Origin of the sequence: Xanthomonas euroxanthea (assembly GCF_903989455.1) — a bacterium.
GTDB lineage: Bacteria > Pseudomonadota > Gammaproteobacteria > Xanthomonadales > Xanthomonadaceae > Xanthomonas > Xanthomonas euroxanthea.
This window is the reverse complement of sequence record NZ_LR861803.1, coordinates 373556-388568: the sequence shown is the minus strand read 5'-3', so window position 1 is coordinate 388568 and position 15013 is coordinate 373556. Positions and strand designations below refer to the sequence as shown.

Sequence of the window (15013 nt, the reverse complement as noted above, 5' to 3'; positions counted from 1 at the left end):
TCAAGAGCGGCAATCCAGACACCGCCCGCTCTGCTTCTTTACCACTCCCCGCGTTAATCAGCTGGCGAACACGCCACGCGCCTCACGCGGCTCGCAGCGCAGGTATTGCGGCGCGGGTGTGACCGACGCACCAAGTGCAGCGGCCGCATGCCACGGCCAGCGCGGGTCGTACAGGATGCCGCGCGCCAGCGCGATCGCATCGGCCTGGCCGTCCTGCAGGATCGCCTCGGCCTGCGCCGGCTCGGTGATCAGGCCCACACCGATCACCGGCGTTTTGACCTGCGCCTTGATCTGCTGCGCAAACGGAATCTGGTAGCCCGCCTGCACCGGAATCTGCTGGCGTGGATCCAGTCCGCCGCTGGAGACATGGATGTAGTGCGCACCGCGCGCATCCAGCGCCTTGGACAAGGCGATGCTCTGCTCGACATCCCAGCCGCCCTCCACCCAGTCGGTGGCCGAGATGCGCACGCCGATGGCGATCTTGTCCGACACCGCCGCGCGCACCGCGTCGAAGATGCGCAGCGTCAGCCGCATGCGGTTTTCCAGCGAACCGCCATAGGCATCGCTGCGCTGGTTGCTCAGCGGCGACAGGAACTGATGCATCAGATACCCGTGCGCGGCATGCAGCTCGATCAACTCGAGACCCAGGCGTTCGGCGCGCTGCGCCGCATCGACGAATGCCTGCACCACCGCATCGATGCCCGCATCGTCCAATGCCTGCGGCAACGGCTGGCCGTCACCGAACGCCAGCGCCGATGCGGACACGGTCTGCCAGCCATGCGCGTGATCCGGCGCGATCGCCGCGCCGCCGTTCCACGGCAGATCGGTGGAGGCCTTGCGTCCGGCGTGTGCCAGTTGGATGCCGATCGGCATCGGCGACCAGCGCCGCACCGATTGCAGTACCTCATCCAGCGCCTGCTCGGTGGCATCGTCGTACAGGCCAAGGTCCGCATAGGAGATGCGCCCCTGCGGCTGCACCGCGGCCGCTTCCAGGATCAGCAGGCCGGCACCGGATTGCGACAAGGTGCCCAGATGGATGCGGTGCCAGTCGCTGGCGCGGCCGTCCTGCGCGGAGTACTGGCACATCGGGGCGATGACGATCCGGTTGGCGAGCGCAAGCGGACCGAAGCGGATGGGAGAGAACAACTGGCTCAAGAGGACATCCACAGATGACACGGGGGTGCCCATTGCACTGCGCCACGCGCGTGGGCACAACCGCTGCGATGGATCACTGCGTCATGCCGAGCGCGCACTGGCGTCGTTGACGCTGCGTGCACGCAGCGGATCGAACGGGGTGTGCAGGAACGCCAGCGCCTGCGCGCACGACTGTTCGACCTTCAGGCTGAGCAGCTCGTCCGCGCGGGTGCGCCCGAAGTTGAGCGCGGCGATCGGCAGGCCGTTGCGTGCAGCGGTCTGCACGAAACGAAAGCCCGAATACACCATCAGCGACGAGCCCACCACCAGCACCGCATCGGCCGCCTGCAGATGCGCAAACGCACGCTCCACACGCTCGCGCGGCACGTTCTCGCCAAAGAACACCACATCCGGCTTCAGCACGCCGCCACACACCGGGCACGGCGGCACCACAAAACTGTCGAAGGCCACATCGTCCAGGTCCGCATCGCCATCGGGTGCCTGCGCCGCGTCCAGGTCGGCCCAGCCGGGATTAGCGTGCTCGAGCAGCAGCTGGAATTCGGTACGGGGCATGCGCCGCTCGCAGCCCATGCAGCGCACCACATCGAGCCGGCCATGCAGATCGATCACCGCCTGACTGCCGGCGGCCTGATGCAAACGATCCACGTTTTGCGTCAGCAGCAGTTCCAGCTGGCCGCGCGCTTCCAGTGCGGCCAGTGCGTGATGGGTGGCATTGGGTTGCGCCAGCCCGAAGCGCGGCCAGCCGACCAGACTGCGTGCCCAATAGCGCTGCCGCGTGGACAGCTCGCCCATGAAGGCCTGGAACGTCACCGGTTGCGGACGCTTCCAGCCGCCTTGCAGATCGCGGTAATCGGGAATGCCCGAATCGGTGCTGCAACCGGCGCCGGTGAGCACGAACAGGCGCCGATGGCGCTCGATGAAGTCCTGCAGCGCGTTGCCGTCTTGCACCGGTGACGCCGTCATCGTGCAACTCCGGTGGCCATGAGGTAACTGTGCAGCAGCACCACCAGTTGCGCCTGAAGCGGCGCAATCCGCGCAGCCGGCGCGCCATCCTCGAGCAGGCTCTTCAACGGCCCGGTGATGGCCGCCATGCCGATCTCGGCCACCGCCTGGCAATCGTCGAAGCGCACATCCGAGGCGGTGGCGAGCGCGGCGGCGAACGCCTGCTGCGAGCGCCGGCGCGCCTGCGCGCCCAGGATGGCGCCACCATGCAGCTCGGCAATGGCGTACAGCGCGCGCGACACCTCCACATGCTGCAGCTTGGCCTGCACGAAGGCGCGCACCAGCGCCTGGCACTGCTGCGCAAGCGTGCGCCCGTGCTGTTGCGCGCAGGCCAGCTCCACCGCATCGATCACCGTCTGCAGATGCCACTGCAGCAGCGCGATCAACATCGCCTGACGATTGGGGTAGTACTGGTACACGCTGCCGACCGACACGCCGGCGCGCTCGGCCACCCGCGTGGTGGTGCAGCCCTGCAGGCCGTCGGCCACCAACACCTGGATGCTGGCCTGGCGAATGACCTCCACGGTGGCGCGCGAGCGCGCTTGCTGCGGGGCTTTACGCGGTGCGGGCAGGGGCAGGGAGGTGCTCACGAATGCGAATGTCCACACGGATGGATGGCACATAGTCTGGGGGCCTTCTGCCTGATTCCAAGGAAGCGCCTCGTCCAGCTCCGCCCCGGTGGGCGCTGATCGCCGATGCCGGCCGCGCTCGATGCCGTCACCGTCTGCCACGTACGGTTGAAACCGCTTGAAAACAGGCGCCACGTCACAAATCGTGGTGCCGGATCACGCAGTTAGCGTGATCCGGTGCACACGCAACGCTGCGGAAACATGGCACAGCGACAGTGGGCAGCTCCCCCGCTACCCCCCATCCCTGCCATGCCCTACACCCACACCCGGACGCGCTCCGGAGTGCGTCGTGCCGTGTCGCGTCGTCCGCTCGTCGTCGCGCTGGCACTGACCCTGGCCACCCCCGCGCTCGCGCAGGAAGCCGCGCCCGCCACGCCTGCCACCCGCAAGGGCGAGGACGGCATCTTCTCGCTGGACCGGATGATCGTCACCGGCGCCGGCCAGGCCCAGAACCAGTTCGACGCCTCGTATGCGATCACCGCGCTGACCGCCGAGCAGATCGACAAGCTGGCCCCGCTCAACCTCGCCAGCCTGATCGGCTCGATGCCGGGCATCTATGCCGAATCCACCGGCGGCGAAGTGCAGAACGTCTACCGCATCCGCGGCATTCCCGACGAGGGCTCGTTTGCGGTGATCCAGGAAGACGGCATCAGCCCCTACCCGGACAACAACGGCTACTTCTACAAGACCGAAGGCCTGGTGCGCCCGGACCTGATGGTCGAATCGGTGGAGACCGTGCGCGGCGGGCCCTCGCCGATCTTCGCCTCCAATGCCGCGGCCATCGTCAACTTCGTCACCCGCCAGGGCGGCGACACCCCCGAAGGCGCAGTGCGCACCACCGTCGGCGACACCGGGCTGTATCGGCTCGATGGCTACTGGTCGGGCAAGCTTGCCGACGGCTGGTACCTGGCTGCCGGCGGCTTCGTGCGGCGCAACGACGGCTACCGCGACGTGGACTTTCCGGCCGACGAGGGCGGGCAGTTCCGCATGAACCTCACGCACACGCTGGACCACGGCAAGATCACCTTCACTGCCAAGCATCTGGACGACAAGAATGCGTTCTACATGCCGATCCCGCTGTACGACCCGCGCGACACCTCGCGCTCGCTGGCCCCGTTGATCGACCGCTTCACCGGCACCTTGAGCACCGCGCAACTGAAGCGCGCCAGCATCGTGTCCAGCGATGCCAACGGCGCGCCGCAGCGCGAATTGCGCGACCTGTCCGATGGCCGCCACATGAAATTCAACCATCTGGGCGCGAACCTGGACCTGGCCTTCGACAATGGCTGGAGCCTGTCCAACAAGGCCATCGTCAATCGCCTGGACATGACCTTCGACGCGCTGTATTCCAGCAATGCGCCGCAGGACGCCAGCGTGTATGCCAACAGCCGCCGCGCTGCCGCCAGCGCCGCGTTTCCCGGCCTGAGATCGCTGGGCTACGTCTACACCGACGATGGCAGCCGCTTCGATCCGGCCAGCACCGACGGCCTGGTGATCCAGGGCCAGTACCGCGCCATGAACGTGCGTGCCGATTCGTTTGCCGACGACCTGCGCCTGCATCGCCGCTTCGACTGGGGCGGTGACACCCACGACATCACGTTGGGCGTGTACGGCGCCTACTACGCGCGCTCCTACAATTCGCGTTACCAGAGCTATCTGTTGGAGATGCGGCAGAACCCGCGCACGATCGACCTGCTCGGCTACGACGCGGCCGGCAACGTGGTCGGCGGCGTGACCAAGGACGGCGTGGTGATCTATGGCGCCGACCGCACCCAGGGCAAGGCCTACACCAGCATGCTGGCGCCCTACATCGCCGACACCTGGCAGGTGACCGACAAGCTGCGCCTGGAAGGCGGCGTGCGTCACGAGCGCTACCGCTACCGCGCCTGGAGCATGCTGCGCAGCACCGGCAACCTGGGCATGGCCGACACCCTGGCCGACGATGCCGCGCGCCTGTTCACCGGGGCCCGCGCGCACACCGCGCTGGACGTGGGCGTGACCAACTGGACCGCGGGTTTCAACTACGACATCAACCCGACGGTCGGCATCTATGGCCGCGCCTCGCGTGCGCACCGCGCGCCCAGCGAGGGCGCCAACGAAGGCAACGTCAACATCCCCACCGCCGACCAGTTCGAGCTCGGCACCAAGCTCAACTTCGACACCCTGGACGTGTTCGCCACCGCCTTCTACACCAAGTACGACCCATACAACATCGGCACCAGCGCGGTGAACCCGCAGACCGGCGCGGCCGAATCCAAGGACTACCGCGGCAGCGTCACCAACCCCGGCATCGAACTGGCAGCGGTGTGGACGCCGGCGCAGTGGCTGCGTTTGGATGCCAACCTGACCTACAACGACACCAAGGTCTCCGACCTCACCGAGGTGGTGGCCAATGGCGCGGTGGCGGTGGTCGATGTGGACGGCAACATGCCCAACCGCCAGCCAAAGCTGTACGGCAATGCGGGCCCGACGCTGTACTTCACCACCGGTGCGTTCGACTGGGAAACCTCGTTGCGCTACGCCTACGTCGGCAAGCGCTACGCCGACCTGGAAAACACCACCGAGCTGGCCGCCTACGACACCCTGGCGGCCAACATCCTGGTGCGCAACGGGCCGTGGGATGTGCAGCTGTCGGTCGACAACCTGACCAACACCTTTGCGCTGACCGAAGGCAACCCGCGCACCGACACCATCTCCGGCCAGGGCACGCGCGAACCGATCTACGGCCGGCCGATCTACGAGCACAACTCGCGGCTGGTGGTGACTTACCACTTCTGAGTGCACCGACGTCCGGGGTGTCGCAGCCTCGCTACCAGCGCTCCACTTCCCGATCCATCGCCTGCAGCGTGGCGTACGCGCTGCAGGCCACAAGGACTGCCATGACACCTTCCCCTCTTGCCTGTGCGCTGCTGTTTGCGGCAGCGACCTGTTCCGGTAATGCCGCCGCCTGGGGCCACCGTGCGCACGCGGCCATCGACAGCGCCGCCGTGCAGGCACTGCCCGACGACGGCCCGGTCTTCCTCAAACAATACGCGCAGGTGATTGCCGACGGCGCCACGCTTCCGGATGGCTGGCGCAGCGAGAGCGAGCCATTCCTCAAGATCGAAGAAGACCCCAACCACGGCTGGTTCCGCGAGCAGTTCGCCTTCATGCAACACCCGCCGCGCTCGCGTTATGCCTTCGTGCTGGCGCTGTATGACGAACAGCGGCGCATCGCCAGCAGCGACCCGCAACGGGCGCAGCGCATGAACGTACGCTGGGCCGGCACCTTGCCGTACGCGGCCACCGAAGGCTACCAACGCATCGTGGCAACCATGCGGCAACTGCGCACGCTGCGTGCCAAGGGCCAGGACACCCGCGAGCTCGAACGCACCTGCGCGTTCTATGTCAGCTGGTTCGCGCACTACATCGGCGATGGCGCACAGCCGCAGCACGACAGCATCCACCACGACGGCTGGCAGGGGCCGAACCCGAACGGCTACAGCACCGACCCGAAGGTGCACGGCAAGTTCGAGAGCGATTACGTGGACAAGATTGCGCTGACCCCGCAGGACCTGTTGAGCCGCATGCCGGCCCTGGCGCATCAGCAGGGCGATGTGTTCGAGCAGATCCTGGACTTTCTCGACGTGGGCACCGGCCGTGTCGAGCAGGTCTATCGCCTGGAAAAGGCCGGCGCGTTCGACGATGCCTCCAGCAGCGACGGCCGCGCGATGGTCTATCGCACTGCCGGCGATGGCGCGGCGATGCTGCGCGACCTGCTGGTGCGCGCCTGGCGCGAAAGCGCGCTGCAACCAGAAACATCCACGCGGCCGCGCAGCATGGATCCCAGCCATCCGCAGTACGACCCGGCCACCGGATCTGCACCTGCCGGTAGATCGCCCACCGCATGACCGCCGTTGGCGACATCGGCTGCCGCCAACGGCGTGCCGACCTGCGCGCCGGCACCGCTCGTTGCGCGCCTGTCGGCAGGACGGCGCAGCGGGCCCTGCGGCTCGGTCCTGCCGTCACGCGGCGTCAATGGACCTTGTTGAGCTGTTGGACAAAGCGCAGCAGATCCCGATTGACAAGCGCTGCCACCGGCAACCGCGCGCGCCAGCTTTTACGATTCCCGATTCCCGATTCCCGATTCCGCCAGGCCAACCACCCGCATGCCGGGCACGCCCATGCAACGCGCAGCTGGCGTCCAGATCGGCCACGGTCACTTCCGGATGCACGTGCCGGTCGCTCCGCATCACTCGCCGCGTGCGGGATGCGGCGCAAAGCGCCCGTACGGCCGCGCGTCGTCGGCGCGCTGGCGCAGCACGTAGGCCGCCGCGAAGGCGAGCGCCAGCAAGGTCAGGCACATGCCGACCAGGGCGCCCCAGCCACCGTGCTGCCAGAACCAGCCGCCGAGCGCGCCGATCACGCTGGAGCCGGCGTAGTACGCCAGCAGATACAGCGATGCGGCATGGCTGCGGTGCGCACCGCCGAGCCGGCTCACCCACGCGCTGGCGGCCGAATGCGCAATGAAGAAGCCGATCGTCAGCAGCACGATGCCGGCCACCACCAGCGCCAGCACATGCGCCAGGGTCAGTGCCACGCCGAGCACGCACAGCACGATACCGGTGCTGACCACCGGGCCGCGCCCGAAACGATCCGACGCCGCGCCGGCCACCGACGAACTGACGATGCCGAACACATAGGCGCTGAAGATCATGCCGATCTGGCTCTGGCTCAGGCCGAATTCCGGCCCGCCCAGCCGGAAGCCGGCGTAGTTGTAGAGGCACACGAACACGCCCATCAGCAGGAACGGCAGCGCGAACAGGAACGGCAGGTTGCGGTCGCGCAGATGCCCGGCCCAGGCGCGCAGATGGAAGCGCAGATTGATGCCGTGCCGGCGCACGAAGTTGCGCGACGGCGGCAGCAACCAAAAGAATGCCAGCGCGCACAGCAGGTCGAACACGCTCAACATCGCCAGTGCAGTGCGCCAGTCGTAGTGATCGGTCAGCACGCTCATCACGATGCGTCCGCTCATGCCGCCAAAGGCATTGCCGGCCACATACAGGCCGGTGGCGGCGCCCATCTTGTTGGCCGGCAGCTCTTCGCCCAGATACACCATCGCCACCGCCGGCACCCCGCCCAGCGCGATACCGGACAAGGTACGCACCAGCACCAACGTGCCCCAGTGCGGCAGGAACGCGGCGAGCAGGTTGAGCAGTGCGGCCAGCGCGATCGACACGAACATCAGCCCGCGCCGGCCCAGGTTCTCTGACACCGCGCCGGCGCAGAAGATCGCCAGGGCCAGCGCGCCGGTGGCCAGCGACAGCGGCAGCGAGGCGGTGGCCGCGTCCACGCCGAAGGCGCGCGCAAACTCGGGCAGCACCGGCTGCACGCTGTACAGCAGCGAGAAGGTGGCAAAGCCGGCCAGGAACAAGGCCAGCCGGATGCGGCCGCTGGCGGGCGCGTCGGCAAGGCCGACGTGCGTGCCCGGCGAGCTGCCGGCGTGGCGATCAGGAGAGGACACGGGCGCAGCATCGAGACAGGGACGGCGAGTATTCGCCCGCTACGACCCCCTGTCCAATATATGATGCTGGCAGTTGCCATATGCAGGACAGATAGCATGGAACTTCGCCACTTGCGCTATTTCCTGGCCGTCGCCGAAGAGGGCAACTTCACCCGGGCCGCAACGCGGGTGGGGATCGGCCAGCCGCCGTTGAGCCAGCAGATCCAGGCGCTGGAGCGCGATCTGGGCACGCCGCTGTTCCGGCGCACCCACAGCGGCGCCGAGCTGACTCCGGCCGGCGAGGCCTTCCTGGTCGAGGTGCGCCGCGTGCTCGCCGACGTGGAGCGCGCCGCAGAAACCGCGCGGCGGGTGGCGCGTGGCGAATCCGGCCGGCTGCGCCTGGGCTTCACCGCCTCGGCCGCCTTCAATCCGGTGGTGCCGCATTTGATCCGCGACTTTCGCCGGCAATGGCCGCGGGTGGAGCTGTTGCTGGAAGAAACCAATACCGCCGGACTGCTGGTGGCCCTGGCCGAAGGCCGCCTGGACGCGGCCTTCGTGCGCTACGGCCTGAGCACGCCGCCCGACCTGCAACTGCTGCGCTTTGCCGACGAGCCGATGAAGATCGCCGTGCCCACCGCGCATCGCCTGGCCGCCCGCAACAGCGCGCCGTTGGCGGCGCTGGCGGGCGAGCCGTTCATCCTGTTCCCGCGCAGCTTCGGTTCCAGCCTGTACGACGAGATCCTCGCCGCCTGCCGGCAATCCGGCGTGACCCTGCGCATCACCCAGGAAGCGCCGCAGATGTCGTCCATCGTCAATCTGGTCGCCGCCGAACTGGGCGTGTCGGTGGTGCCCGCCTCCACCGCGCAGCTGCAGCTGCCCGGCGTGCGCTATCTGGAGATCGAAGGCCAGATGCCGCTGGCGCGGCTCGCGCTGGCGGTCTCGCCGGGCGCCCTGGACACCGCGCCGCTGGTGCGGCATCTGTGGGCACTGGCGGAAGTGCTTTAAGCGAGGTTGCGTTGCGCCAATAACAGCGAACGCACCGCGGCTGCTGTAGGAGCGCACCTGGGCGCGATGTGGCTGTCCCGGTAACGCCCTCGCGCACGAGTGCGCTCCTACCCGCAGGCAGGCTTAGGTTGCTGGGTCGCGTTCCTCACCACCGGCTCTAGCGCTGGCTTTTTTGAGCCGACATCTGACTAACACACCCTGTCAGCCACACAAGCGACCGCTGATCTTGTAGAAGTGCGCATGCGCACGATGCGGCTGGCCTGCAGACATCATCGCGACTGAAGCCTCTGCCACAGACATCACGCGCCTCGCTATCGCTGGCAGATGCTCTACAGAATTCGAACACATGGCTTGACCTCAACCGCGATTGAGGTCGTTCAATGCCCGCTTCTTCCACCACCTGCGCCTGCCATGCATCTTCGTCACCTGTTGCTGCCCTGCCTCGACCCCGACCTCAGCCTGCGCTTCTATCGCGACGTGCTGCAGCTGCCGCAACACGGCAACAGCGTTCGCATCGGCTGGAGCACGCTGGAATGTGTGCAGGCGCAGCAGCCGGTGGGCAGTGTGCATCTGGCGTTCAACGTGGCGCCCTCGCGCTTCGACGCCGCTGCGCAGTGGATCGGCGCGCGTAGCAACCTGCTTGCCGATCCGCACGGCCGCCGGGAGTTTCGACTGGATGGCGTATGGCAATCGCACTCGGTGTATTTCGCCGGCCCCGATGGCGCGGTGCTGGAGTTGATCGCGCGCCAGGCCGTGCAGGACGTGGTCACCGGCGACGGCGCGTTCCACGGCGAAGAACTGCTGTGCCTGAGCGAGATCGGGCTGCCCAGCAACGATGTCGCGGTGGTGACCAGCAGCGTCGCCCATCACTTCGGCGTGCGGCCATTTGCGCCGGCGGTCGAGGGTTTTGCCGCGCTGGGCGACGATGATGGCTTGTTGATCGTCGTCGATCAGGCACGCCGCTGGTTTCCACAGCAGCGGCAGCTGCCATGGGCCAGCGGTGTGCGGGTCAGCGTGGATGCACCGCAACCGGGGCTGCGCCTGCGCGATGCGCAGGGCTGGGAGTTGCTGGCGGCGTGATTGCCCACGCCGCGCACCTCATGCCGCGGCTGCAGGCGCAGGCAGACGGAAAAATGCCCGCGCGGCCGCCGTGCTGTTGGCCGCGGTCAGCGCCACGTCCTCGCCACGATCGCGCGCGAGTTCTTCGACGATATGCGACAGGAACCTTGGCTCGTTGCGGCGGTCCTTGGGCATCGGCTTGAGCGTGCGCGGCAGCAGGTAGGGCGCATCGGTTTCGATCATCAACCGGTTGGCCGGGATATTGCGCACCAGCTCGCGCAGATGCGCACCGCGCCGCTCGTCGCACAGCCAGCCGGTGATGCCGATGTAGTAATCGCGGTCCAGGTAGTCGAACAGTTCTTCGCGGGTGCCGGTGAAGCAATGCACCACGGCCGGGCCCAAGCGGCCATCGAAGCTGCGCATGATCGACAGGAAATCGTCGTGCGCCTCGCGCTGGTGCAGGAACAGCGGCTTGCCGTTGTCGGCGGCCAATTGCAGCTGGCGCTCGAAGGCCTTGTGCTGCGCCGGGCGCGGGGCGAAATCGCGAAAATAATCCAGCCCGCATTCGCCCACCGCCACCACCTGCGGATGCGCCTGCAGCGTGCGCATTTCGGCCTCGCATTCGGCGGTGAATTCCACTGCGTGGTGCGGGTGCACACCGGCGGTGGCATAGAGGAATCCGGGGTGCTGCTGGGCCAGCTGCAAGGCCAGCGGCGAATGTTCCCGGCTGGCGCCAGTGATCACCAGTTGCGCAACGCCTGCCTCGCGTGCGCGTTGCAGCACTGCGTCGCGGTCGCGGTCGAAGGAGTCGTGGGTGAGGTTGGCGCCGATATCGATCAACTGCATGCTGCGGTGTCGCCTGAAAGAGCAGATGTGATTGTACTGGGTGGACGTTGCCCTCATCCGCCCTGCGGGCACCTTCCCCGCAGGCGGGAGAAGGGAGACACACGGCGTCAGCTGCGTGTTATCGGCGTACCTGCATGCGAATGGCCGTACCTGTATGCCCTCATCCGCCCTGCGGGCACCTTCTCCCGCGGGCGGGAGAAGGGAGACACACGGCGTCAGCTGCGTGTTATCGGCGGTGCCTGCATGCGAATGGCCGTACCTGTATGCCCTCATCCGCCCTGCGGGCACCTTCTCCCGCAGGCGGGAGAAGGGAGACACACGGCGTCAGCTGCGTGTATCGGCGGTGCCTGCATGCGAGTGGCAGTACCGGTATGCCCTCATCCGCCCTGCGGGCACCTTCTCCCGCGGGCGGGAGAAGGGAGACACACGGCGTCAGCTGCGTGTTATCGGCGGTGCCTGCATGCGAGTGGCAGTACCGGCATGCCATCGGCCTGCATGAACGCACGGCCTTTCCCCTCTCCCGCCTGCGGGAGAGGGGCAGGGGTGAGGGCCGCTTGCGCAGCACACTCACCCCACCACCGGCACCACCATCGCATCGATCTTCGCCGCCAGCGCCTGGATCGCCAGTTGCGCCGAGCGCGAGAGTTGCCGCTGCGGGGCCACGCACAGCGCCAGTGTCATCGGCTTGGTCAGGTGGCGGCGGAACGGCACGAACGCCAGCCGGCCGTCGGCCACATCCGGTGCGGCATCCAGCCACGACATCAGGCCCACGCCGGCACCGGCGCGCACCAGCCCGCGCAAGGTGCGCACGTCGTTGCAGTGGGTCAGCCGCTTCACGTCGATGTGCTGGCGCTGGTACAGCACCTTGGCATGCTCGCCGACGATCAACGGCGCGGCCGGCAGCAGCAGGCGATGCTCCAGCGTTTCGCTCAGTTGCAGCTCGGTGCGGGTGCTGAGCGGGTGGCCGACCGGCATCGCGATGCCCAGCGGGATGTCGGCAAAGGCGCGCACTTCCAGGTCCACACTGCTCACCGGGTCCAGCAGCAGGCCGATGTCCACATCGGCCGAGGTCACCATTTCCATCACCCGCTGGTTGCGCGCGGTGGACAGGTTGAAGGTGATGCCGGGATATTCCTGCACCAGCGCCGCCACCGCCGCTGGCACCACGCCCTCGCTGAGCGCGTCGATCATGGCGATCTCCACATGCCCGCGGCGCAGCCCCTTGAGCTCGTCGAAGCGCTCCAGGGTGCGGGCGTAGGCCTTCTCCCAGCCGCGCACGTCCACCAGCAGCAGCTCGCCGGCGGCGGTCAGGCGCAGCCGCCCGGGCAGGCGCTCGAACAGCTGCGCGCCCAGCTCTTCCTCGGCCTTGAGGATCTGCCGGTCGATCGCCGAGGCCGACACGTGCAGCACCTCCGAGGCCTTGCGGATGCTGCCGCAGCGGGCCACCTCGATGAAGTAACGGGTGAAGCGGGAAAAGGTCAGCATGCGGCGGGGCCCGGTTGGTGTTGCATTTTTTGCAATGGCTTGGCTGAAAATCGATGTTTGATAACACACCCCCGGCTTCCTAGAGTCAATCCGGCACCGCTCCCGCCCTCCGCCAGAGACTGGACCCATGGATGTCGCCGTCCCCGCCCTGCCGCTGCACTGCACCTTCGCCGCCGCCGATTGGCAACGCCTGGCCCAGCACTGGCACGCGGTGGCGCTGAGCAGCGAGGTGGGCGAGGCGCCATTCAAGGCCACCCTGCTGGACGAGCCGCTGGTGCTGTACCGGCTGGGCCAGGAGCTGGTGGCCGCGCGCGATGTCTGCCCGCACCGCGGCGTGCCGCTGAGCATGGGCACCGCCGATGGCGGCGGCGTGGTCTGCGCCTATCACGGGCTGCGCTTCGGCGCGGGCGGGCGCTGCAACCACATCCCGGCCAGTCCCAATCAGAACATCCCGGCCAAGATGCGCCTGCACACCTATGCGGTGGCCGAGCGCTATGGCCTGATCTGGGTCTGCCTGGCCAAGCCGGCCGGCGTCAGCGAGGCCGAGGTGCAGATCCCGCCGATGCCGGGCTGGGACGAGGAGGGTTTCCAGCAGATCGTCTGCCCGGCGTTCGATATCGGCGGCAGTGCCGCGCGCCAGCTGGAAGGCTTCATCGACGTGGCGCATTTCGCCTTCGTGCACACCGCCACCTTTGCCCAGCCGGACAAGCGCGAGGTGCCGGCCTACACCACCACCGAAACGCCGACCGGCTTCAATGCCGACTATCTGAGCTCGGTGGCCAATTATTCGGTGGACATGCCGCTGCCGGACGTGGACCCCGACTTCCAGTGGCTACGCCATTTCGAGGTGCACCTGCCGTTCACCGCCACCCTCACCATCCACTTCCCGGTGCCGGGCAAGCGGCTGGTGATCATGAACGCGGCCAGCCCGGTGTCCAAGCACAAGACGCGCCTGCTGGTGCCGATTGCGCGCAACTTCGACACCCATCTGCCGGTGGAGGACGTGCACGCCTTCAACCTGCGCGTGTTCGAGGAAGACCGCGCCATGGTCGAGGCGCAGCGCCCCGAATACCTGCCGCTGGACCCGCTGCTGGAAGTGCATATCCCGGCCGACCGCAGTTCCATCGCCTATCGCCGTGGCCTGCGCAGCCAGGGCTATAGCGACTTTTTCCTGCGCTGAAAGCCGAGGAGCACGCCATGCAGTTGCACGAGGTGCGCGTTGCCGAGGTCGTCGACCAGGGCCATCGCCAACGCGCGATCCGGCTGGAGCCGGTCGGCGCGCAATTGCCGGCCTTCGAGGCCGGCGCGCATGTGGACCTGCATCTGCCCGATGGCATGATCCGCCAGTATTCGATCGCCAGCGCGCCGCATGTGCGCGACCACTATGTGCTGTGCGTGAAGCTGGCCGACGCTTCGCGCGGTGGCTCGCGGCATCTGTGCGAGCAGCTGAGCACCGGCGATCGTCTGCGCATCTCCACACCGCGCAACCTGTTTCCCCTGCATCCGGGAGAGCGCCACGTCCTGCTGGCCGCCGGCATCGGCATCACCCCGCTGCTGTCGATGGCCGAAGCGCTGGAAGCGCGTGGCGAGCCCTTCGTGCTGCATTACTACGCGCGCCGGCACGCCAATGTGGCGTTCGGGCAGCGGCTGCAGCAGGGCTTCACGCATGGCCAGGTGCAGGTGCATCTGAGCGACGGCGGCGAAAGCCCGCGCGTGCATGTGCCCGACGAACTGGCACAGGCACGTGCGCGCGACCAGCTGTACCTGTGCGGGCCGGCCGCCTTCATGGACCATTTCACGGCGCTCGCCAAGGCACACGGCTGGACGTCCGAGCAACTGCACCGCGAACACTTCGCCGCCGCACCCGGCCTGGCCCACGATGCCGACAGCGCCTTCGAAGTGGAACTGGCCGCCAGCGGCCGCGTGGTGCAGGTGCCGGCCGACTGCAGCATCGCCAGCGCCCTGCTGGATGCCGGCATCGAGGTACCGCTGTCCTGCGAGCAAGGCATGTGTGGCGCCTGCCTGACCGGCGTGATTGCCGGAACGCCCGATCACCGCGACAGTGTGCTCAGCGACAGCGAGCACGCACAGAACCGGCAGATCACGCTGTGCTGTTCGCGTAGCCGCTCGCCGCGGCTGGTGCTGGATCTTTGAAGGTGCCTGTCTGTCGTGACTGCCTAAGCAGTGACATTGCCACCACGGCTGTGCACGCGTGACGACTGCACTGACCGATGCAGCCGGCGACCACGGCGCATGACAACCCGCGATGCCGATGGGCCCGACACGCTGCCCAGCATCGCAAGGGCACTGTGTCCGTCCGGGACAGCGATGCAGTGCGCACCGCGCAGGC

Annotated in this window: 12 protein-coding genes; 6 read left to right on the top strand and 6 right to left on the bottom strand. The window is 67.7% G+C overall.

The genetic code is table 11. From position 1 onward, the window contains the following. Positions 1-57: 57 nt before the first annotated feature. The 3 genes from H7A86_RS01625 to H7A86_RS01615 are packed head-to-tail and all read right to left on the bottom strand — an operon-like array spanning position 58 to position 2735. Positions 58-1176, bottom strand: coding sequence for an NADH:flavin oxidoreductase/NADH oxidase (locus H7A86_RS01625; protein WP_180708112.1), 1119 nt, complete (start codon positions 1174-1176; stop codon positions 58-60). Positions 1177-1236: 60 nt separating this feature from the next. Then, the gene (locus tag H7A86_RS01620; RefSeq protein ID WP_119130241.1) at positions 1237-2118 is read right to left on the bottom strand and encodes an NAD-dependent protein deacetylase; all 882 of its coding nucleotides are present in this window, start codon (positions 2116-2118) and stop codon (positions 1237-1239) included. Next, positions 2115-2735, bottom strand: coding sequence for a TetR/AcrR family transcriptional regulator (locus tag H7A86_RS01615; protein ID WP_119130632.1), 621 nt, complete (start codon positions 2733-2735; stop codon positions 2115-2117). The genes H7A86_RS01620 and H7A86_RS01615 overlap by 4 nt, the downstream gene beginning before the upstream one ends. Positions 2736-3080: 345 nt before the next feature. Here H7A86_RS01615 and H7A86_RS01610 point away from each other — a divergent pair, with 345 nt between their 5' ends. Both H7A86_RS01610 and H7A86_RS01605 read left to right on the top strand, forming a co-directional pair. Then, positions 3081-5564 carry a TonB-dependent receptor gene (locus H7A86_RS01610; protein WP_232099187.1) on the top strand — a complete coding sequence of 828 codons (2484 nt, stop codon included), beginning with the start codon at positions 3081-3083 and terminating at the stop codon, positions 5562-5564. 101 nt (positions 5565-5665) lie between these two features. Continuing rightward, on the top strand, positions 5666-6676 hold the full coding sequence (locus tag H7A86_RS01605; RefSeq protein ID WP_119130630.1) for a phospholipase C/P1 nuclease family protein: 1011 nt from the start codon (positions 5666-5668) through the stop codon (positions 6674-6676). Between the two features lie 341 nt (positions 6677-7017). Here H7A86_RS01605 and H7A86_RS01600 read toward each other — a convergent pair whose 3' ends face one another. Beyond that, on the bottom strand, positions 7018-8289 hold the full coding sequence (locus H7A86_RS01600; protein WP_119130239.1) for an MFS transporter: 1272 nt from the start codon (positions 8287-8289) through the stop codon (positions 7018-7020). A 96-nt stretch (positions 8290-8385) separates the two neighbouring features. Between H7A86_RS01600 and H7A86_RS01595 the strand changes: the two genes are divergently transcribed. Both H7A86_RS01595 and H7A86_RS01590 read left to right on the top strand, forming a co-directional pair. Next, positions 8386-9273 carry a LysR family transcriptional regulator gene (locus H7A86_RS01595; RefSeq protein ID WP_119130237.1) on the top strand — a complete coding sequence of 296 codons (888 nt, stop codon included), beginning with the start codon at positions 8386-8388 and terminating at the stop codon, positions 9271-9273. 411 nt (positions 9274-9684) lie between these two features. After that, positions 9685-10353, top strand: coding sequence for a VOC family protein (locus H7A86_RS01590; protein WP_104649560.1), 669 nt, complete (start codon positions 9685-9687; stop codon positions 10351-10353). An 18-nt stretch (positions 10354-10371) separates the two neighbouring features. Here the strand turns inward: H7A86_RS01590 and H7A86_RS01585 are convergent, their stop codons facing one another. Together H7A86_RS01585 and H7A86_RS01580 are read right to left on the bottom strand one after the other, a co-directional pair. Further along, complete coding sequence (locus H7A86_RS01585; protein WP_115675691.1) at positions 10372-11178, bottom strand: TatD family hydrolase; 807 nt, start codon at positions 11176-11178, stop codon at positions 10372-10374. Positions 11179-11745: 567 nt separating this feature from the next. Further along, on the bottom strand, positions 11746-12663 hold the full coding sequence (locus tag H7A86_RS01580) for a LysR family transcriptional regulator (protein ID WP_104583904.1): 918 nt from the start codon (positions 12661-12663) through the stop codon (positions 11746-11748). A 127-nt stretch (positions 12664-12790) separates the two neighbouring features. Between H7A86_RS01580 and H7A86_RS01575 the strand changes: the two genes are divergently transcribed. Together H7A86_RS01575 and H7A86_RS01570 are read left to right on the top strand one after the other, a co-directional pair. After that, positions 12791-13843: an aromatic ring-hydroxylating oxygenase subunit alpha gene (locus H7A86_RS01575; protein ID WP_119129333.1), complete on the top strand. Its 1053-nt coding sequence runs from the start codon at positions 12791-12793 to the stop codon at positions 13841-13843. A 17-nt stretch (positions 13844-13860) separates the two neighbouring features. Then, on the top strand, positions 13861-14817 hold the full coding sequence (locus H7A86_RS01570; RefSeq protein WP_119130235.1) for a PDR/VanB family oxidoreductase: 957 nt from the start codon (positions 13861-13863) through the stop codon (positions 14815-14817). Positions 14818-15013: the final 196 nt, after the last annotated feature.